At 44.0% G+C, this 20,967-nt stretch carries 14 protein-coding genes and 1 tRNA gene; 3 read left to right on the top strand and 12 right to left on the bottom strand.

The annotated features are described in order from the left end of the window. The first annotated feature begins 11 nt into the window (after positions 1-11). Positions 12-1,049 (top strand): endonuclease/exonuclease/phosphatase family protein, encoded by a 1,038-nt coding sequence (locus PGR74_RS04685; RefSeq protein WP_041505184.1) that lies wholly within the window; start codon positions 12-14, stop codon positions 1,047-1,049. Positions 1,050-1,216: 167 nt separating this feature from the next. Here the strand turns inward: PGR74_RS04685 and PGR74_RS04680 are convergent, their stop codons facing one another. From PGR74_RS04680 to PGR74_RS04640, 9 genes are all read right to left on the bottom strand, one after another. Continuing rightward, entirely contained in the window at positions 1,217-3,988 is a 2,772-nt protein-coding gene (locus tag PGR74_RS04680) for a M16 family metallopeptidase (protein WP_270516786.1), read from the bottom strand. After that, positions 3,985-5,259 carry a thioredoxin family protein gene (locus PGR74_RS04675; protein ID WP_041505186.1) on the bottom strand — a complete coding sequence of 425 codons (1,275 nt, stop codon included), beginning with the start codon at positions 5,257-5,259 and terminating at the stop codon, positions 3,985-3,987. The genes PGR74_RS04680 and PGR74_RS04675 overlap by 4 nt, the downstream gene beginning before the upstream one ends. 120 nt (positions 5,260-5,379) lie before the next feature. Next, a complete protein-coding gene (locus tag PGR74_RS04670) occupies positions 5,380-5,634 on the bottom strand; it encodes a hypothetical protein (RefSeq protein WP_041505187.1) in 255 nt (84 codons plus the stop codon). Positions 5,635-5,936: 302 nt separating this feature from the next. Further along, positions 5,937-6,725, bottom strand: a complete 789-nt coding sequence (locus PGR74_RS04665) for a hypothetical protein (RefSeq protein WP_052649398.1) — start codon at positions 6,723-6,725, stop codon at positions 5,937-5,939. Between the two features lie 11 nt (positions 6,726-6,736). Then, positions 6,737-7,378 (bottom strand): hypothetical protein, encoded by a 642-nt coding sequence (locus PGR74_RS04660; RefSeq protein ID WP_052634592.1) that lies wholly within the window; start codon positions 7,376-7,378, stop codon positions 6,737-6,739. Further along, complete coding sequence (locus tag PGR74_RS04655) at positions 7,363-8,940, bottom strand: RagB/SusD family nutrient uptake outer membrane protein (RefSeq protein WP_041505188.1); 1,578 nt, start codon at positions 8,938-8,940, stop codon at positions 7,363-7,365. Before PGR74_RS04655 ends, PGR74_RS04660 begins: the two co-directional genes overlap by 16 nt. 11 nt (positions 8,941-8,951) lie before the next feature. Further along, positions 8,952-12,443, bottom strand: a complete 3,492-nt coding sequence (locus PGR74_RS04650) for a SusC/RagA family TonB-linked outer membrane protein (RefSeq protein WP_110688533.1) — start codon at positions 12,441-12,443, stop codon at positions 8,952-8,954. A gap of 150 nt (positions 12,444-12,593) precedes the next feature. Further along, positions 12,594-13,733, bottom strand: coding sequence for a FecR family protein (locus PGR74_RS04645; RefSeq protein WP_270516784.1), 1,140 nt, complete (start codon positions 13,731-13,733; stop codon positions 12,594-12,596). 185 nt (positions 13,734-13,918) lie between these two features. Continuing rightward, entirely contained in the window at positions 13,919-14,437 is a 519-nt protein-coding gene (locus PGR74_RS04640) for a sigma-70 family RNA polymerase sigma factor (protein ID WP_270516783.1), read from the bottom strand. A gap of 485 nt (positions 14,438-14,922) precedes the next feature. Here PGR74_RS04640 and PGR74_RS04635 point away from each other — a divergent pair. Continuing rightward, a tRNA-Ala gene (locus tag PGR74_RS04635) sits at positions 14,923-14,996 on the top strand. Between the two features lie 114 nt (positions 14,997-15,110). Next, entirely contained in the window at positions 15,111-16,331 is a 1,221-nt protein-coding gene (locus PGR74_RS04630) for a tyrosine-type recombinase/integrase (protein ID WP_041503416.1), read from the top strand. Positions 16,332-16,346: 15 nt separating this feature from the next. On the opposite strand, the gene PGR74_RS04625 is transcribed toward PGR74_RS04630, so the two are convergent. The 3 genes from PGR74_RS04625 to PGR74_RS04615 form a co-directional block, all read right to left on the bottom strand. After that, on the bottom strand, positions 16,347-19,643 hold the full coding sequence (locus PGR74_RS04625; protein WP_041503415.1) for a golvesin C-terminal-like domain-containing protein: 3,297 nt from the start codon (positions 19,641-19,643) through the stop codon (positions 16,347-16,349). Between the two features lie 19 nt (positions 19,644-19,662). After that, entirely contained in the window at positions 19,663-20,121 is a 459-nt protein-coding gene (locus tag PGR74_RS04620; protein WP_041503414.1) for a hypothetical protein, read from the bottom strand. Between the two features lie 260 nt (positions 20,122-20,381). Beyond that, complete coding sequence (locus PGR74_RS04615) at positions 20,382-20,966, bottom strand: DUF6549 family protein (protein WP_041503413.1); 585 nt, start codon at positions 20,964-20,966, stop codon at positions 20,382-20,384. Between the last annotated feature and the right edge of the window lies 1 nt (position 20,967).

Below are 20,967 nucleotides of genomic sequence, written 5' to 3'. Positions count from 1 at the left end.
AACAAATCAGGTTGAAACGAATCATCGATACCTTTATCAGAATCATCACGTGGACCGCTATTTTAGGCCTATTGGGGAGTTATACTTCTCCCTACGTAAACCCGAACACCTGTTATCTCTCCTCCCTCATAGGGTTAGCCTATCACTATCTCCTGATCGTCAATTTGATTCTACTCCTGTATTGGATTGCACGCTGGAAAAAAACGGCATGGCTTATCCTGTTCGTTTTAGCCGCAGGGTATCCTTTCATGAGAACCTATTACGGGATGAACGGTCCGATATCCGGAAATACACCATACGATATCTCGATCCTCTCCTATAATGTCCGGCAAATGGATATATACGGCTGGTCCAAACAAAAAGAGACACCCCAACAACTGGAAGAGTACATCAATCGATTCCCGGGGAACCTCGTATGCCTTCAGGAGGTGCCTCAACAAAAAGGAATTTTTGCAAGATTCTCTACCTATCCCTACTATTACCATCAAAAAGATATCGCCATCTTATCCCGTACTCCTTTATTAAACACGGGTTTTATCGATTTCGATAAAAAATATATGGCCGCCTGCATTTACGCAGACATTGCCGTTTCAAACGATACCGTACGCGTATATTGCGTTCATTTGGAGTCTTACCGGTTAGGAGACAAAGACCGCAAACTCCTGCAAAAGCTATCGGAAGGGAAAGGACAAGCTCTGTCCGAAGAGGTACACTCTATCGTTTCCCTGTTGATTGCCGCCAACAAAAACAGAGCCCGGCAAGCCGAGATCATCAAGAAACACATGAACCGATCCTCCTATCCCGTCATCCTGTGCGGAGATTTCAACGATACTCCTCTCTCCTATACTTACAGCACTTTAGACGACGACATGCAAGACAGTTTTGTCGAAAAAGGAAGAGGATTAGGCAACACCTATATCGGAGAATTTCCCTCCTTCCGTATCGACCATATCCTCCACTCCTCCTCGTTCGAAACCGTCTCTTACCTCCGAGATACCGTCAAATTCTCAGACCACTATCCGATCCAAAGCAAACTCAAAAAGAATTGACCATTGTAGATTGACGATTGTAAATTTAAAAAATATGATTTTAAAGATCGTAAGATCAGAGTGTTAATCATAAATAAATTCTCAAATCTATTCGCCTTTCATTTAATCAATAACCCACGGGACGGGTGCAATGTGTTATTTAATTGTCAATCTACAATTTTAAATCGTCAATGATCAGATTTAATCACGATATCCGCACATTCGGCGGTATCGAAAAACTTTTTGGCAACCGCCTGCACTTCCTTGGCATCGATCTTTTCAATCGGTTTCTCGAAATAAGCCGGCGAATCGATATCCTTACCCGTTTCCACGTAATAACGCAGGGCTTCCATCCAGTGAGCATTACCCCTGTTCTTCAGCATCCGGGCACGACCTTTTTTCATCATCATCACGATATCCTCCACCTCTTCCTCACTCATCCCCTCCTGTACCAACCGTTGAATTTGCTCATGGACGATAGCCCGCATCCGATCGCCTTTTTCCGTACTGGTTTGAAAATCAATACCTATAAACTGATAAGGCTTGGGGTAGGAAAGATAAGATGCACTCACCTCCACTCCATAAGCTCCTCCCTCGTCTTCACGGATAATATCCCGGTAACGATTGGAAAGGATTTCACGGATAATATCTATACAAAGCTCCTCTCCCGGTTTTAATTTCAACTTGTTCGTGTACTCGATATTCACGATATATTTATCATCCGGAATATGTGCCTCGATCGTCTCCGTCATCGAACCGCTCTTTCGCAAATCGTACTTCACCGGCTGCTCTTTACGGTAGACGGAAGGAAGAGCTCCCAAGTATTGTTTCACCAATTTTCGAGCCTCTTCCCGCCCGATATTTCCGGTCAGGTAAAAACGAAAATCGGAAGCATCCCGGAAACGATCGTGATAAATGGCCACCATCTTATCGAAATCCATAGCATCGTAATACTGATCATTCCTTTTCCATAACCGGGGTGAATCCTTTAACCGAAGCTTCGTCATCGCCTCGGAAATCGTGTCTTCCGCGGTACGGGGGGTATTCTCATAATCCATTTTGTTCAGGTAAACGAACTTATCGAAATCATCCCGGTTAAAACGGGGTTTTTCAAACAAGAGGTAAACGATCTGGAAAAGCATTTCCGCCTCGTTGTTGTCGCAATACCCGCTCACTCCTTCCGAGGTCTCTCCCAGACGAATATCGGGACGAATCTGGTGTCCCTTCAATATGGCCTGCATCATCCGGACATCGTGTTTATACAAACCGGAACGCATCATCAAGGAAGAGAGAGCCGATGCGGAAGGTAAATCTTCGGCCGGAAGCAGCGATTTTCCCCCGGGACTTTCTCCCATAAGACTCACCTTCGGCCCGTCGGTATCCGAAAATTTATAATACACTTTACACCCGTTGGAAAGCGTCCACTCCTCGGCATCCAACTTTTTGATCTTTTTCTCTTTCACGATCTCGCCGCCCTTCACCTCGAAATCCAGCAAGGGAACAGCTGTCACCTCGAAGTCCAAAGGTTTGATATCCGCCTTTCGGGCATTTTCCATGATTTGTTTAACCTCGTCCTTACTCGGAAAATCATAAGCCGGATCGTTACCCCGCATCACGAACACCCAATTCCGATCGTCCGTATACCAGGATGCTACCCAATCCTGCAAATCCTTTGCCGTCAATTCCGATAAAATCTCCCGGGAAAGAGAGATATCTTCCTCCACGCTCGAGATGGGATTCCCTTCCAGAAAATTATTCTGGTAAATAGTCACATAAGCCGCATTAGGCAACTTATCCTTGTTTTTCTCCGTCTCCTCCAATCCCGGAAGGTAAGCATCGATCCGCTTTTTCAACTCTTTATCGGTCAAAGAAAAACGATGAATCCGCTCGATCTCCTCCATCAATTGCGTCAACGCCTCCCGTTCTTTGTGCGGGTAAGCCTGTACGTAGATTCTCCACCTGTTGTAATTCCGGACCAACCGTCCGTGATCGACGGCCGTCAACAGGAACAACGGGTTTTGCGTATTGATATAGGCGTCTAATTGTCCCACCACGATATCATTGTAAAACCTTTCGATCAAATTATTTTTCATCATCTCTTTCAACGATACCGGGGGAACCCTTCTCATCCTTCGGCTCAATACCATATCGGGAGAGGTCAACTCTTTATCGAAAGCTTTCGCGTACAAAGGTTCCGGGTTATCCGGTATTTCAAAAACCGGCCTCGGCTTCGGATCGACCCGTTTCGGAATGGGATCGAAAAGACGGTGTATCTCTCGCTCTATCCGGGCCGGCTCCACGTCTCCGATAACGATCACGGCCTGTAAGTCCGGGCGATAAAAATCATGGTAATAAGCTTTCAACTCTATCGGGGTAAAACTTTCCAGCACCTCTACCGTCCCGATAACATTCCGGGTGGCATAGCGACTGCCGTTATACGCGTAAAGATCCGTCTGTTCCTTTAGCCGGGCGTTCATATCCCGCCGGGAACGCCGTTCCTCGAAAATCACTCCCCGTTCCTTGTCGATCTCCTTCGGATCGAGTAAAAGAAAACCCGACCAGTCTTTCAATACCAACAAACAGGAATCCACTAAAAGCTTGTCTTTTGTCGGTACCGAGTTAATATAATACACCGTTTCGTCTTGTCCTGTTTCGGCATTAAAATGTTTTACCCCTCTTCTTTCCAAAAAACGGGGAATCCCCTCTTTAAAACTCCGGCTTCCGTTAAAAGCCATGTGTTCCAGAAAATGAGCCAAACCGTTCTGGTCATCATTCTCCAACAAGGCACCCACGTTCTGCACGAGGTAAAAATCGGCACGTCCCCGTTGGGCAACCGAGTGCCGCACGTAGTAGGTCAAACCGTTCTTTAATTTCCCGTGCCGAAATACGTCTGACGTATCCCGGGCAAAACTCCCCTCCCAGAAGAAAGGAAGTAACACAAATAATATCCATCTATTCATAAATTTTCTAAGCTTTGCTTAATCACTTGTTGCAATTGTTTCATCATCATCTTGTTCTCGATCTGCGTACTGGTCAGAAAAGCCTGGTTAAAGGATTGCTTGGCCTTATCGGTTTGACCGGTATGCTGGAAACACTGTCCCATCATGATCAATAAACGGGTACGCAAACCCGAATCCATTTTCTTTTCAAGAGCTTTCCCGATCCAGGGAATACATTTCGAATACGCGTTTTCCGACAATTTGCCCTCGTAAGCCGTGAACAGGTCTTCCAAGGGTTGCGTGTAATCGTTCACATCCGCCTGATCGCCTTTCCCTGCAAAATATTTATTCATATTTTTAAAAAAAGCGTCTTCATCCCGCCGATACAGACTGTAGGTAGCGTCGGCCAACAAGGTAACGGCATCCTGTACGGAAAGAGAGCCGAAAGAGATTCCGGCATATACTTTTTGTAAATCTCCGTTCACGCGTGCCAAACGGTCTTTATAAGAAAGATCCCCCTTTTTACACAATCGGATGATATAAGAGTTATTTAACCCCATCAGGTAACCCGCCACTACCTCTTTTCCCACGACTTTTGCATATTGATCGAAATTAGCAGCCACGAAATCGAAAACCGGGTCTTTTTTACCCGTTTGGGCATGATACATGGTCAGGATCATGAAATCCGGTTCGGTAATCATGTGGTCCAATTTATTATTTTTCATGTACTCCGCATAGAGATTATCGACACGAGCAATCCATTTTTGCTGGTCATACCCTTGTTGCGCCGAAACAAAAGTGGGAGCTTCCAACAATAGTTGTCGAGAAAGCTGGACATCCTTTTTTTTCTTCTTGTATTGTTCGTACAACTGTTCGAAACTCAGGGCTTCTCCTTTGGCAATTCGGGCCTCTTTGACAAACGATGCCGGATCTTTGGTCCCCGTTATCCTTCGCATCTCCTTACCGTCCCGGCCGACGAAAACCATCGTCGGCAAGGCCGTCACGTTGTATCTTTTAGCAAGCTCCTTGTTCTCTTTCGCGTCCACGTTCACCTTCACGCAGATAAAACGAGAATTAAAATACTCCCCGACTTCCGGCCGGGTAAAAACCTGCTCCGCCATCATCTTACAAGGTCCGCACCAATCCGCGTAAAAATCCACGAACAAATCCTTTTTCTCCTCTTTAGCTTTCTTCATGGCCTCATCGAAACTCCCTTCGAATATCACCATCTGAGCCGATAAGCTCCCCAGTATTCCCATCAGGAACACGCTGATAAATACTATTTTTTTCATAATAATTAATATGTAATAATTGTAAATTTTAAATTGTAGATTGAAAAATTCAGTGATTCTGAAATTATATAATTATGTGACTTTTTCGCTTATTCGCCTAATCATTTAATCCATTAATCATCAATTGATTATTCGTTTATATGTAACAGGACCTCCTCCTATCATAACTTCTCCTCTTTTAGGAACATATTGTATAACCAAAGAATCCTGATTTAAAAAAAGAATTTTATATACATCACACGAGTATTTGCAAGAAGGCATCAGATCTTCATTGGATTGAGAAACGTTATATCGCTTTTCACCACCTGCACTTAAAATCATTACCAAGCCACAAATGATCCATACACTACCGATAATTTTTATTGTCCTTTTCATAAGCTCACGCTATCCGTTTATTTCCAATCAAAAGTCAAAAAAGCGATTTTCCTTACCTGAATCACCCAATTAGTGAATCACTTAATCCTTTTAATCTAAAATCGGCAATCTTTCTAATCACTGAATCACTTTAATCCCTTAATCCCAGAATCATTTCACGGTTTTATGATTCGCGATAGAATCTCTTCCATCGCCAACCATAAATCCCCGCGAACAAGCATCTACGAATTATAATTAAGAATCATTTTCGAATAAAACACCCGTGCCTGACTTTCTCAATCACTTAATCTACAATCACCTGGTTAATCGTCAATCTCATCCCCTTCCTCGATAATAAACGTAAAGACATCTTTCAAAACTTTCGAGTATCCCTCATTTTTAATCATGACAGAAACAACATAACGTCCCGGGGGAGCTTGCACGTTCTGATCCACATACATTCGGCCACCACCGATAATGGTCAGGCTTTTCCGGAAAAGTTCAGCGTTGGCCGGATTTTCGTTTTTCACCTCGACGATGGAATAAATCAACGGCTCTGTCCCGAAAACCGATTCCATCGGCGGAGTCACCCAGGGAATTTTATACTCCATCGTGTTTTTCAGTTTCGATATCTTATTATTCAACTCCCTTTCCGAACCGATTCCCATATCGATAGCGATTTGCCGAATTTTTCTATCGAGATCAGTAGATTTATTCTGCAAATCTTGCCATTCCTTCCTTATTATCTCTCGTTTCTCATACAATTCGTCTAACAGTTCTTGAAGCTCCGCACGTTGATCCGGATCCGTCGTCGCCTCCAATGCTTCTTCAACCGGAGCAATCTCGTAATCGTCGAAATCCCACAATTCATATCGTTTTTCCTGCGCTTGCTCTTTCCAATAATCTCTTTCTTCCATTAAAGGTCCTGCCTGTTCATAAAACTGATTCTGTAGAGTCGTCAGCTCCTGAAGCCTTTTTTGCATATTATACAAACTTAAAGAATCTTTTTGGTAGGCAGCGGTATCTGCAACCAGAAACCCGACTTCCATATCATTACAGGCTGTCATGACAAACATTCCGGCCCAAACCAATAAGTATACTATTTTTTTCATCGTACCTTATTTTAAAAGTTTCTAAACTTAAAATCATAATTAAGCGAGTGAACCACTCCCGTGGTTGTCTGAATATCCGATGAAGCAATCACTTCGTTTCTTGCTCCTTGCACGTTTCGGCTGGCTAAATTCAATACTACGGCTCCCGCCTGTTGTACCCCTTCGTATGTCTGCCGGAACGTCCATAAAAACAACTCTCCCCGAAGTGCAGGACACGTCATCCCGTCATATTCTGTAAACTCGGCTCCTCCTCTATTTACGCGATTACCGAAAGGAATATTTTTTAATATCAAACGTCGGGGAACAACCAATTTTTGCAAAATATCCTTACATTTCCCCTCCGGAATATCAGTCACCCGATCGTAACCGTTTTCCAACAGATAACGTCGAATACTCGGACTGGTTAATCCGAAAAAAGTGATCTGTTTATGTTCTCCTGTCCCGTCGAAAAGAGACTTTAATCCGGCATGCTCGATCATGATAATCGTCGAATCCCAATTATAACTATCCGTTTGAAAATACTCCCACATCGTACAATCGTGGATTCCGTTCGCCGTACCTCCGTCGATATAACCGTATTTCGTGCAGGAAGCGAAAACCACTGCCATTACGATCGCTATACTTTTACCTATATTTTTTATTTCTGACGCCATGACCAATAGATATTTTGTTTCATTAATGGATTCTTATCAAACGCATTTCTCGGTACGGGAAGATACAACGCCCCGTCTTTAACCTCTTCATCGGTTAACGCGGCATAAGCCCAAGACAATTGTTCCCGGAAATAACCGTTCCTCACAATATCGTAATAACGTACTCCCTCACCAAATAACTCTCTTTCCCTCTCATGGAAAATCTCTTTTCGAAGTGCTTCCGGATCGGTTGATCCCGAGTAATCATTCAAGCCGGCCCGATTACGAATACGATTCAAATCATTTACCGCTGTTTCCATTCCCAAACGAGCCCGACACTCTGCCCGAAGCAATATTAAATCGGCCAATCTCCAAACCACCCGGTTTCCGTCCATTGCCAACAAGGGAGCATCTCCCCCTTCTATTACTGCAGGATTTACACTCCGAATTTCCTTGTTCCATTTATCTAAAAAGGCATAATCGGAAATTTTCCAAGTCGAATCGATTACGATTCCATCATCATCCCAATCAGTAGGTTGCCAATAACCGACTTCTCCCAACTTATACCAATATTCCTTCAATCTTTGATCCCCTCTTTCGTAGAGATCTTCAATCGTAGAGACATACACGGTAGGTTTACGATAATTTGACTCTATATTCTCCGGATTAGTCGTTGTATACGGGTAATCCAATAGCAATAAACCGGGATAACGGCACTCGAACATAGCACTCCAGAAACGTCCTTCGTCCCGGTCGTTGATCTCTATGCTAAAAATTGTTTCGACACTTTTCCGTCCGGCACCCAATGTATTGTTTTTCAAAGCGAGAATATCCGGTTCCAAATCATAATACCCAACCTTTCCATCGATAACCAAAGAGGCATGTTTCTCAGCCTCCTCCCAGTATTTTCTATCTCCGGATATTCCTCCCATATAGGCATAAATATTGGCCAAAAGAGTGTGAACCGTACCCAAACTGGCATATTGCCTGGAAGTTACCACACTACCGTTAGCATCCGTTAACTTTTCATACGTCGGAAGCTTTAAAGCAATATTCGCACAACGAATCACCTCTTCTAAAAGGATAGTAATTGAACTCTTACCAAAAGCATCCGTAGATTCCGTCCCCGGAGCCAAAGGAGCTTCCCCCCATTGCCGGACCACGTCAAAATAAAACAAAGCCTTGGCAAAATTGGCTTGGGCAATCCAGTAATCAGCTCGTTCTTCTGAAATATGCTCGAAACGGAATCGATTTTCTTCCATCATATTAGCCAAGTAGATTGCACTATAATGAATAGCCCAGTTATCCATATTTCCACCGAAAAACTCTTCAGGATTCAATGTTCTAAATCCCTCGTAATCCCCTCCCTCGTCACACAACAAGCCACTTATATCTAAATGATTCGTATAGAAAGGAGCAAATATCTTTTTCTCATTTCCAAATATGGAAATCATTATGTTTTCCAAATCCTGCTCGCTTTTAAAATAATTGATATAGGTCACCGATTTTTCCGATTCGACCGTCAACCAGTCGTTACAGGAAAAAAACGGTAAAAAAAGCAGTATAATACATATATTTTTCATAGTCATCCGTTTTAAAAGTTAATAGTCAAACCGACTGTAAATTTCCGAGGAAGCGGGTAAGAACTTAAGAAATCTATACCGCTCGTAATATTTACAATTTCCGGATCCAATCCGGAATAATTCGTCAGTAAAAACAGATTTTCCATTGTTAAGAACAAACGTACTCCCGCAAGTCCGGCCTTTTTAGCTATTTTATCGTGTAGATTGTATCCCAAGGTCAGCTGTTTTAAACGAATCATATGCACTTTTTCGATATCACAATCGTTTGTTCCGTTGAATTGTCCCGCGAGTCCGTTATACATTTGCATATGAGGAAAATCATAAGATCCTCCTCCCGGAAAAGTCCAGGAATTGAATTCACGAACATCTCCCATAATTGGCCCTTCCTTTTCCGAAGGCTGAACATTTAATCGACTATAAGCATTGATGATATGCCGCCCTAAAGAATAGGTAAAGACTACATTCAAATCGAACTGTTTCCACGTGATCTCGTTGATAAAACCGCCATGCGCCACGGGAAGCGGGCTGGCCGCATAATATTTGTCCTTCTCATCAATCTTCCCGTCTCCGTTTAAATCGACGATTTTACGAGTCCCCGGGAAAAAGATCTTGTAATTTCCCGAATTCAATGGTTTGGGCATTCCGTCGGCCTCCGTGTAAGAGTAAGGAATTTCCTCCATGGCATTAAAGAATCCGTCAGTCTTATACACTTTCATCCGGTACAAAGGTTTTCCTAATACATTTCCTGAAAAATCCCATCCGTCATGACTTTTCCTAAAACGATTCCAATTTCGGGAAGCATTAAATTTCATCCGCCACTTCACAGCACTCTCCCTAAAAATATCGGCCGTTAATTCCACTTCAAGTCCCTCATTGGATACCGCCAGGGCATTTTGCCATTGAAAACCATGAAAATAGATATTACCGGGAAGATCCACTTGATTCAATTGTCCCTTCGTGTAACGGTAATAATAATCGCAAGTCAACCGGATACGGTAATCCAATAGACTGACATCCAATCCAACATCGTACTGATCAGTCTCTTCCCACGTCAATTTTCGATTGATCAATCCGCCCTTTCGGTCCGGAACAATTCCCCCGTTTCCTAAAAACATGTTATCGCTCGAAGCCATCAACCCGTGAGCCAAATAACGCTGCCTAAACTTTTGACCGGACTTACCCCAACTGGCCCGAATCTTACCGAAACTCAACCAGTACAACCCTTTCATCCAAGGTTCCCCCGAAAAAGCCCAGCCTACCGCAACCGAAGGAAAAGTAGCCCAACGTACTTTCTCTCCGAAAACCGACGATCCGTCCCGACGAATAGTCGCCTCCAGCATGTATTTCTCCTTGAAATTATAGGTCAACCGCCCAAAATAGCTATTCATCCGTTCTTCTTCAAAATCGGAAGTATAGATAAAAGCAGATTGAAATATCTCCTGATTACTATTGGGGTCCGCCACGTTTACCACTCCATCTTCACCACCCCACGTTCCCTGTACATAATGTACATAATCATTCGGCCCTTTTCGAGCGGACCCGCCATTACCATAAGATTGATCTTTTTGAAAAGACAATCCCAATAAAATATCGAAATTATGAACCTGTTTGATCGAAAAAGTATAATTCAACAGGTTTTCATTCAATAAAGAAATACTTCGCCCGATTTGTCCCTCTGATTTCGACCAATGATGATAAGAGTCAAAAGTACTCGGCTCAAAATGATTTAAATTATTCTGGTTATAATCGAGCCCTCCCGACAAACGCAAATGCAGATTTCGTAAAACTTCATAATCCAATACCAAGTTATAACGAGCCGCATAACTATGATTTTTCTGTATAACACTGTTCAATTTTTTAAGTAACTCCTTTTTTATATAAGATTCACCGGGATGAAGAGTCGAGGCAAACATGGGATTTATTGTAACTCCTTCCACTTTAGCCCCGGTTCTATCTCCTCCCCGACTTCGATCGCTATAAGAGAGCGAGAACGAATTATCCAATCTTATCCGTTTTGAAGGGTTAACCGAAAGATTCGTCATCACGTTTATTCTCTGGAAATCACTACCATACATAATTCCCTCCTCCTTATAATATCCCGCACCGATCATATAACGAATGGCTTCCGATCCCCCGCTGGCCTGCAAATTGGCGTTATAAACCTTGGCCGTACGATAAGCATATTTCCACCAATCCGTGGAGTTATTGTAAAAAACATTCAAACTATCCTGCAATCGCTGACTATGATTGGCTTCAGAAGCATTTCCCCAAAACCAGTCATAAACCGGTTGATTCAATTCGCTTCCTCTAAAACCCCACACTTCCTCGTAAGAGGTCGGAATCTTCCAGTGCCCGTCACTCCCCTGATAAGGAATAATCGTATTCCGGAGTCCTCGGATATTATGCCAACGCTCCAATTGACCGCCGCTCTGCACGGGAGTCTCCGGTATCCACGAAGCCGAATAGGAGACATTAGCCGTGAACTTCGCCTGTCCGACACGCCCCTTTTTCGTGGTAATCAAAATCACCCCGTTTCCGGCCCGGGAGCCGTATATCGCTGCTGAAGCCGCATCTTTCAAGACCTCTACCGATTCGATCATCGAAGGGTCCAAATTAGAGAGCATATTGGTTCCCGTGATCGGAGAAGTAAACGATTGTATTGGTACCCCATCCACCACGTAAAGAGGAGATCCATACGCTCGGTCTCCACCTTCTCCTTCCACGAAAAACGAGTTATATCCCCGGATAGCCACGATAGAACCTCCACCCCCGGGAGCACCCGAAAGATTGTTTACCTCCACCCCGGCCATATGTCCTTGCAACAAGCTTTCCAAACTATGCGTGGGCAACTCCTTGATGTCATCGGCTTTCACGGAAGAGATAGCACTGATGACAGTACGCTTCTTCTGCTCCCCGTAAGCGATTACCTGTACCTCGTCCAATCCGGTCACGTCCTCGGTCATTACGATCCGAAGCGTATCCGGTTTCTCGGTAAACTCCACTTTCTGCGTCTTATAGCCGATAAACGAACACTCTAACGTTCCGCTCTTTACCGGCAAAAGCAACTTAAAAAAACCTTTACTATTCGTCGAGATCCCCAGCGTCGTGTTTACAAGTTTTACCGTTACCCCGATCATGGGGACCCCCTTTTTATCCTTCACGATTCCCACCACCTCATTTTTAACGGGTTGCCTGGATTTACTTACCGCCGTACCCGCCCTTAAAGAAAGGACGATCGTCTTATCGGAAATGGCATAGGTCCAGATCGTATTCCGTAGACAAGAGTCCAAAACGGTCTCCACCGGTTGATCTTTCATGGAAAGCGTGATATCGTTTACCTCCCGAACCTGATCCCCCACGAAAAGATAACGATAGCCCGTCTGGCGTTTGATCTCCTCCAAAACGGAAACCAAAGAGGCCTTTTTCACGTCGATCGTCACTTTCTGTGCCGAAACCATACCCGAATGCAACGAAATCACCATACCGAAGAACATAATCATCATCTGTTTAGATGATAAAAATCCCTTAATTCTTCTCCCAAAAGGAGAAAATCGATTTTTTTTCATAAATTTGTGAATTGGGTTAAACAACATATATAGGTATAACCTATAAAAATCGGGGGATGGTCAGATCTCCCGATTTTTTCGATTACCTCACTTTTTTTTGGATAAAATTTCCACTCGATCTTCCCGATAATTTACCTTCACCTCATTGGTCAACTCCAATACATCGAGAAATTCTCGGATCGATTCGTAACGTTTTAACGAACCGTTCAACGATCTATGGCGCAACACACTATCCACGACGATCTCCATGTCATACCACCGAGCAAGCTTACGCCCCACCCTTTCCAGAGACTCTCCCTCGAACAGGAATTCTCCCGAACGCCAACCGGTATAAATTTCCGTATCTACCTTCTTTACCTGTAAAATGGAATCCGTTTTCTCAAACACGGCCTGCTGACCGGGAGATAACAGAGCTTCTTTATCATCGGCATGGATTCGTACGCTCCCCTCCTCCAACGTCACTTCCACATCCGATTCGTCCGCATAGGCCATAACATTAAAGGCCGTTCCCAAAACCCGGACATCCATATTTCCGGTTTTCACGACAAAGGGAACCTCGGATTTCGTTACTTCAAAGTAAGCCTCCCCCCTCAATTCGACATCCCGTTCGACCGCATTGAAAGAAACCGGATAGGACAACTCACTCGCGGCATTTAACCACACCTTCGTTCCGTCCGACAACTCCACGTAATACTCGCATCCTTTCGGTACCACCAATTTATTTACAATCGGTTCTTCCGTGCCTCGAACCGATGCGCTTCGATAACTCAACTTTCCCCCGGCCCTATTTTCAACCACAACTCCTCGTTGCACGATGGTTAAGGAATCGAACAAATCTATTTTCTTGCTCTCCCCGACAAGCAAATAAGGGGTCTTCAATTTCTCGGCTGTCCATAGCTCTCTCTGCTCCGGCTCCCGCTCCTCATTCATCCACAAAACAACAAAAAATCCACAAGCAAGCACAGCAGCCACTTTCACCCCGACCATACTCCACCTTCGTAAACGATTCCTTTTCAACCGATCCTTTATCCGCACGATTGCCCCCACCTCATCGATCTCCCGGAAAATTTCCAGTCCCTTCCGTAACTCATCCGGAGAAAAACGCCATTCCAACTCTTCCCGTAATCCGGCCTCCTCTTCCATCTCCTCCCTCCACTTACTCTCTCCGTTCAACAGACCGCGAGCGATCTTTTGTGCCAAACTGTAATATTTTTTCAAGTTTTGCATATTTTGCTATTTTATATACAAAACGATTATATTCCGATAAGTGACTAAAAGAATTTCAATTTTAACATTCAACATTGAACGATAGCACCCGGGGACGGGGTTAAAGTGCTATCCGTCAAAAATGGATGGCATGAAAGAAATTTTACAGTCGAGAGACTCCGTCATCGAATCTCCGATAGCTATTTTCAAATCATACCTCCGAACACGAAAACAAAAAGATGTTGCGGAATATATCTTTTCAGTAATAAAAGCCCCCGTTGCTTTTGAGCCCGGACGGTACTGGGTTCTACATCCAATTTTTCAGCTATCTCGATACTATTATACTCTAAAAGAACCAAATGCATAACCTTTGCACATTCGCAAGGTAATTGATCGATTGCCTCTTTTACGATGGATAAAGTCTCGGACTCAACAAGAGCTGCCCATATCGAATCGTGAGACGGCTCTTTACCGACTAAAAGCGAATCGGCCTGGTGTTTCTCTACCACTTTTTGATGTTTCAGATAATCCAAACAACGATTTCGAACGGTAATATAAAGAAAAGATTTTAACACACCGGATTTTTCAAAAGGAACTCCTTTCTCAAACAACATTACGAAAACATCCTGAACCACATCCTCTCCCGCCTCTCTATCCTTCAACAAGCGGTACGCAAAATAAGCCAATCCCCGATAGTATTGCTCAAAAATCCACACATAATCCATTGTTCCATTTTTGCCCTTAATACACGCCATCATTAAACTCTTTGGAGCAAATATACAACTTACATTTACAAAAATAAAATATATGACAATTTTGCATCTCAATTACTCTACCATTATACCTGTAAATCATTCATACCAGACCCGATAGCCACGAAAATTCGGGGAAATTTTCTCCAACGATAAAACTCTATCACCTGCATACTCGATCATACCTCAATCTTACCCTCCCCCATTTCCACGAGAAAAGATTATAACACCTGTAACTACGAAAAACAAGAGAAAACACAAACACCATTTAAGGCACTGTAATACAGTAACTATATTTAACCTTTCTTCTTCCGCCAGTAGTATTATTGAAATCTGAAAAATTTGTATTAATCATTGATTGTTGTAGATCAAAACGGAAGCTACGCATTTTTAATAAAAAATTCTTCTCGCCTTAAATTTCATATTTCCGGATTTTTATCTATATTTGCACCGCAAACGGGGAATTAGCTCAGTTGGCTAGAGCGTTTGACTGGCAGTCAAAAGGTCGACGGTTCGATTCCGTTATTCTCCACAATACTCACGTAACAGTCTGACAATCAGACTGTTATATTTTCGAGTGGGATTATATAATTTTCGAGACCATAATTTTTCTTTTTAAAGTTGGGGAATTTTAAAAGTTAATCTTATGGAAAAGAAAATCGCGACAAAACCCCAATTAAGAAAAACGCCAAAAGGCAGATGGTATATTTATTACTCGGTCCGGAACCCCGAAACGGGAAAACTTGTTCCACAGAAAATTGAAAAAGGATTTTCCGAGGGGACTATAATGCAAAAAAAGAAACATGCCGATAAATTAATCCGGGAAATAACACGAAAATTAAAAGCAGGATGGCTTCCCTGGAAAGATCCGGAATCCGTGTACGAGGATGAAATTAACTATCAGCATGAAAATCAATCTTACAGTAAAAAAAGAAAATCTAACAACACGATCAGAAGATTGTTATCAGACTTCCTGGCAGAGAGAAAACTATCTTTAAAAAAGAAATCTTATCAAACGTATCAATCAAGAATGCGAGTATTTCACGGGTTTATTATAAAAAATAAACTCGATGAAAATGATATAACGGCAATTGACAATAAAGTGATACTAAAATTCTTTCAGGAACTTATAGAAAAAAAACAACTCGATAAACGATCCGTGAATAATTACAAGATTATCTTGTCCATGTTCTTCAATTCCATGATAGAGAAAAAAAGAATTTACAAGTCCCCGGTATACAACATCCCGTTAGGGGAAAAAACAAAAGATAACGCCCCTTCTCCCATTCTTCCCCCTGACCTCGAAGTGCTATTACAAACGATCGAAAAAAAAGATAAACAATTGTATCTTGCATGCTTGATGCAATATTTTTGCGCGATTCGCCCCGGGTTAGAATTACGTACATTACAAGTGAAACACATAAATTTCTGGGCAAAAACGATAACGATAAAAGCATGTTACGCGAAAAACTCGCGTGAGCGAATTATAGCCATTCCTGAACAATTCTACAATATAATTACACGCGTGTACAAATTACAAGCTGTAAATCGAGATTATTTCATATTTTCAAGAAACAGGGAACCCGGCACACGGCAAATCGGTATTAATTCGTTACGAGTTAGATTTAACGAGATACGAGACGAATTAGGATTAAGCAAGGATTACAAGCTATACAGCCTTAAGCACACGGGAGCCGGATTCTTACTCGATAAAGGAGAAGTTACAATCAAGGACCTACAAGCGCATTTAGGACACGCGGACATCAATAGTACCTTTCAATACATTCGAAAATACAGGGGGCAGACAAACGAAAAGATCCGGAACAATTTCCCGGATCCTTTCCCAAATTTCGAGAAACAGGCATGAACCCTAATTTATCGCTTAGTCTATTTTTATCCACTTCACCGCGTCAGCCACGATCGCCACGTCTTTTCGTTTTTGGAGGTCTTTGTCGGAAAGTACCACCCTTGCCTCCCCCGCCGGGAAATCATACTCGCCAAGAGAGGCCCAGCCAGGGGAGCCCACGCGCTTGGGTATCGCGATATCCAGATCCACCGCCACTTCCTCTTTCTTATCCCCGTGGAAAACCGTGTAGTGATTAACCACTCCTCCCGGGGGAGCGAACCCGGGAACAAGAAGCTTTTTATACACCTTAGCCACTACCCGGTAACGTCCCGCCCCCGGGAGATTCACCCGCCACGTGGCTGTAGATTTACCCTCTCCACCGCCAATGCAGTAACAGCCCCGGATCGAGTCTCCCTCCGCCTCCATCGTGATCACCTGTTCCCAGCGAGAGGTCTCTCCATCCTGGAAATTCCGCACGCGGGGTGCCTTACGGAACCATTTTTGAAACCACGTCAAATTCCCATCCACCAGCTCGAAACCGGCATCCTGGTCATCCACCACGAGCTCGTTCTCGTTCTCGCTCGCCAGAAATTCTTCTACCGGGATCGTGCGCCATTCCCCGCCAAGTTCCCAGGGTTCTCTACACTCACGGTTCTTCCTCGCGGGAAAACGGAAAAAATTTGGCCGATTCGTCGATAACCAGGTATTCAAGTGAAAAGAGTCCCCCCTCACCACGAACGAGAACGATTTCACCTCCCCAGGCTCTATATAACAGCTGACACGATCTATCTCGGCGACGCTACCGTACTCGATGGAGACCACGCCTCCCGTCTTACCGGCGTTCATGATCTTTCCCTCGAGTTTGGAAAGCCCGGTAACGGGATCGTAAAGCACCACCTCGTCCCTCATTTTAAAATATTGCTCGTGCCTGGTCGCCATCCAATCCTCGACAAGACGATTCATGTCAAATCCCCAGCGAGTCCCCCACCTCTCCAGCAGCGAGTCATAATCCATCTCGCCACGAGCGTGTCGATACAAGCTATCTAAACAATACCGCAATTCCCTCTCGGGAACACGCAACGTCAACCTGATCAAAAGATCCTGCGTCTTCATGTAAAACACCTGGTTCCTGATACCCCTCTCCGAACCCGAGTCCGATAAAAAATCCAGCAAGGTTCGACCGGTGAAATAATCGTGAAACGATTTTTGACCGGCAAAAATCATCCCGGATATACTCTGGCTTTTATTCATAACACGTGTTTGTCCCCCTAACCTTTCAAACACTTTACCCATGAACGGGTATTTTAAAGAGTAAACCCAGGCATTTCTATCAGCGCCAAGTGTTCTCACGGGACTATCCGCCACGTAAGTGACTTTCACTTTTTGCCGGCCGAGGTTCAACAAGGGATGACTCCCCCGCTGCCTGATTACACCGTTAATCAACCGGCTATGCAGGTCATCACATGCTGACAAAAAGTCTTCCCCGGTCTTAACCTTACCGGCCTTCATCACGCCGGTCATGTCCAGGTCGAATCCCCGCTCGTGAAAAAAGACCATTCCCGGTTCTACAAGTCCACCCGAGGATTTCCCCTCGTGAGAGGACAGATGAAAAGAAACCGGCACTTCCGACAAGTAAAGATAAGGCCACCCCGGTTCATACCACGACATCGACAGGAAGTTCCTGTAATCGTACCAGTACACCGGGGGATTTTTACACAACCTGGAGAAAGCATCGCGACTCGTGCCCGAGAAAATCATTTTCAACCTTTCTCCCCACCCGGTCAAATTAACATGGAAACCGAAAGTTTTATCCACCGGCAAGTTATAGTTTTTAACGTTAGCACCGTATAACGAGATACCGTTTAACGGGTTTCGGCTGGTAAAACGAATACCGTTTTTCAGCCGCTCGGGAACGCCCTGCGAGAGAATCGTTTGTTGCGAGGGATTTTCCACGATCAACGTGAAAAGGGTGAAATCCCGGCCCGTCGCTAACGGCATAAAGGGATTCACCGGGGGAATGGCCACCGGGTACCACGTGCATGCGGGGGTTAACAGGAGAAAATTATGCTCGACGAAAGCCCCCCGACGACCCGTCGGGAAAAAACGATCCCCGTGAAAAACGTCCTCGTGTTCCTCGCTCGAAAGGTGCAAGTCACAATAACGGTCATCGATCTTTCCCTCGTACGCCAGCCGCAAGGATAGTGTGTCCCCCGGGGCCAAAGATCGATCGATCAAAACAAATTGCCCGTCACGATCGTGAGACAAGGCGTTATCCCCGGATTTAACCGACAAGACACGCAAACCGGGGTTCAAAAACAAGACGATTCGATTCAAATCCCGTTTCCCGGGGTTATAAACCAGCAGGTCGCTCTCCGCTTTCAACCCCTTGCCCGTTTGACGCAACCGGATATCGTGTCTCCTTACCCGGCAGGTCACCTCCCGCCAGTTACGCTCGAAACTCGAACGGTATTCCGATCGAACCGACCGGTCCCGGTAGTGAGAGTACTCGAGCAAAACGCCACAACCGAGGCCCGCCAAAACGAGCAAGATCCCGCCCGAGGCATGAAGATTCCGGGTACTCGACCGGTTGGGCAAGCGCCTCATGTATTTTACTCCCCACGCCAAAAAGCCCAGGCCGACCAGCGTGTAAATCGAACGATGCAACAAGTAACGGGAAAGATTCACGTGTCCCACCAGCCACGAGAATAAATTGGGAACGCCACTGCCCGTGTAATCGAGAGTCCCGTGCTGGAAGTAAGGCAACCAGAACAAGCTACCGATCAACCACGCCACGGCAAGAGTGATAGCGAGATAACGGGAACCCGTGGCGCTACTTACCCATAAAGAGAATCCAGCCACGAGCAACCACGAGGGAAGGTTCAACGTCAACAGGTAAAACAGGTAATAACCCCAGCCCACCGGGGCAAGACTCGTCAAATTAACCAGAAAGATAGAAAGTAAAATCACCGTCACGTTAACCAGGCCGAAAAGAACGAGGTTACCGGTAACGATCCCCCAGTAGAAAGCCGTGTTACCTGCCGGGCGAGCCTGTAAACTCTCCAGGGCTCCCGGCCTACTTAACCGGCGGGGAATTTCCGCCATCATTACCGCCAGGAACAACGACTGCACAACACTATACAGGTAAGCGTTCACCAAAGGCATGGAGCAAGGCAAGGCCATCATCTTCCAGTTCTCACCGCCCGGCCCCTGCCAGTAAACATGACACGACACGATCCCGACTAACGAGAACAGGGCGAAAAAACGAAAGATCCAGCTCCGGCTTTGTTGTTTTATCTCGTGTATAACCACCGGGAAAATATCACGTGTACTCATGTTTAATTTAAAATTTTATTTATGCCAGTACTAACATTTTAGATCTCCAAACCAAGCTTTTCTCCTGGATACAAACCAGTGATCCCGGGCGAGCATTCTTTTTCGAACCATTCACCCATTGTGCCACCGGCTTCACCACCGTTAATATCACGCAAAGCCTGTATTCAAAACGAAGAATCCCCTCTTCCACAAAATGACACCCAAACCAGTATACTCCTTGATCTTCCATAGTCACCCCTATGTATCCATAAGCGCTTACCACACCTAAGCCCACTAATTCCGGTCCGTTCCCAAAATCGTGATAAAGCGAAACATCATCCATTTCCCCGTCAAAAATACCCGCGAAACTAACATAAAAAGTTTCCCCTTCCGTGCATGTCTGAGTCCGGTAAATCACTTCACCTGAAGCCACGTTCGTTGATATTCCCCCGATCAGGAGAACCAACGTTAATACTACTAGTTGAATTGTTTTTTTCATGATTTTTAATTTTAGAGGTTAGTAAAATGGTTATTTGAATAAATATTATTATAAAAAATAATATTTGTGTAAATATATAATAATTATTTCTTATATCAATGTATTATACATGTATAATATTTATTATCATAACATAATCTATCATAATAATATTATTACAAAAACATGAGAAGTGACAAACGAGAAAGGAGCGTTTATACATTTCCATTGAAAAACGCCCGCTACAATATAATGATCTATAAAGAATAAACGTATTTAAACTACTTTCTCAATTCAATATACCTTGAATAAGTGATCTTACTATAAGGATTCTTGCTAATAACTTCTTGGCGAATTGCTTTCGTTCCCCAACGAATGAATAAAAATTTTCGAGGTACACGATGAACGATCTGTACAAGAGTGTCTCTACTTTCAATCGTCCCGCAAAAGGACTCCCGATCCACACAACCGGAAAGTGTAAGATAATCGTTCCTAAAATCGATACATCTCAGCGTATCCATCCGCCCTGGAATAATACTATCACGAGTAACAGTCTTTATAACATACTTTGTTTCTATTGCCGTCTGACTAACAGATTGCAATCGTCTTACTTTCAAATTTAGGTCCGTAACCTGCTTCTCTAAATCATCGCAATAACGAGTAAACTCCCGGTTTGATAACGTTAGTCTCTCGACGGAAGCGGCGGAAAGGCTATCTTTTGTACGATAATATTCTACATTAGACAATAATGTTCGTTGATTATCGGATAGTCTATTCCGGTCCTCCCGAATTCCATGACAACTCCTTACAGATATTACCAGAGAACCGGTAAGAATAACTATTATAAACAATAGATATTTCGTCATA

The organism is Sanguibacteroides sp. AM78-02pH3A (genome assembly GCF_027666085.1).
Lineage (GTDB): Bacteria > Bacteroidota > Bacteroidia > Bacteroidales > Marinifilaceae > Gabonibacter > Gabonibacter massiliensis.
This window is presented reverse-complemented; position numbering and strand designations above follow the sequence as displayed.